Origin of the sequence: Actinotalea sp. C106 (genome assembly GCF_023630195.1) — a bacterium.
Taxonomy (GTDB): domain Bacteria; phylum Actinomycetota; class Actinomycetes; order Actinomycetales; family Cellulomonadaceae; genus Actinotalea.
Window position 1 is genome coordinate 1 of sequence record NZ_JALPKN010000530.1, and the last position, 1,100, is coordinate 1,100.

Consider the following 1,100-nt stretch of genomic DNA (forward strand, 5'->3'; position numbering starts at 1 on the left):
ACCAGGGCGACGAGCAGCAGCGCCAGGAGGCGCAGCGCGGTGGTGCGCAGCCGAGCGGCGCGCGAGCCCTCAGGGGCCAGCGGGTCGCGCAGCACTGCGGGCGGGCACGAGGTGCCGCCCGGGAGGCTCACGGGGCTCAACGACGGATGGTCCGTTCCTGCACCGCAACCATCGCCCGGCGCCAGATGGTGGCGTCCAGGATCGATCCCTCGAGAGGGCTGCGCTGCTTGGGGACCGCGGGCATCCGTGCCGCGGGGGTGGACGGGGAGAGCTCCACGCCGTCCGTGGCGTGGGGTGTGAGGCTCGAGACGTCGGAGGGGACCTCGGCGACGAGGCGCTCGATCGCGGCCGGGTCGAGCGGGGTGCGCTCGGCTCCGGCGCCGGCATCGACCGCCTCGTCGTCCTCGTTCAGCAGGAGGGCGACCGGGGCGGGGGGCTCGACGGGCATGTCGACCTCGGTGAGGAGGTTGACGCCCTGCTCGCTCACGCCGAGCAGCAGGCGGCGCCCGCCGACCTCGACGAGGGCCAGACCGGTCTTGCCGCCCAGGGACTGCTTGCCGATCACGGCCAGGTCCGTGGCCCGACGACGCACCGCCTTGGTCCCGCTGAGTCGGCGCGCGAGGAACCACAGCAGCCCGAGCACGACGGCCAGGGACAGCAGGACCCGCAGGCCGAGCACGAGGGAGGAGGTGTCCATGGTCGATCAGGCGTTCTCGGAGCCGACGATCTCGGTGATCCGGATGCCGTAGTCCTCGTCGACGACGACGACCTCGCCACGCGCGACGAGCCGTCCGTTGACCATGACGTCGGCCAGGGATCCCGCGGCCCGGTCGAGCTCGAGGACCGTGCCGGGCACGAGCTCGAGGACCTGGCGGACGGGAAGCTTGGTGCGGCCGATCTCGGCCGTGAGCGTCATCTCGACGTCGTGCAGCAGGCGCAGCGGGGAGACCTGCGCGGGGGCGGCGGCGCCGCGCTGCTGGGGGACGGCCTCGGGGCGCTGACGCATCCGCAGCCCGAACCACGCCTGGGGCTTGCCGTCGGCACCGGCGAGGGCGAAGGCGATCACGCCCTCCTCCTCGAGGCCACCCGCGAGGGCGGCC

The 1,100-nt window shown here is 74.2% G+C and carries 2 protein-coding genes; both read right to left on the reverse strand.

What is annotated here, in order from left to right:
- Positions 1-136: 136 nt before the first annotated feature.
- The gene (gene fliO, locus L0B03_RS18245; protein WP_250448480.1) at positions 137-697 is read right to left on the reverse strand and encodes a flagellar biosynthetic protein FliO; all 561 of its coding nucleotides are present in this window, start codon (positions 695-697) and stop codon (positions 137-139) included.
- A gap of 6 nt (positions 698-703) precedes the next feature.
- The coding region (fliN, locus tag L0B03_RS18250; protein WP_250448483.1) for a flagellar motor switch protein FliN at positions 704-1,100 on the reverse strand (397 nt) is incomplete at its 5' end.

Excerpts from the sequence above, each read along its gene's own strand:
- fliO (WP_250448480.1), bottom strand. The coding sequence starts at position 697 with ATGGACACCTCCTCCCTCGTGCTCGGCCTGCGGGTCCTGCTGTCCCTG.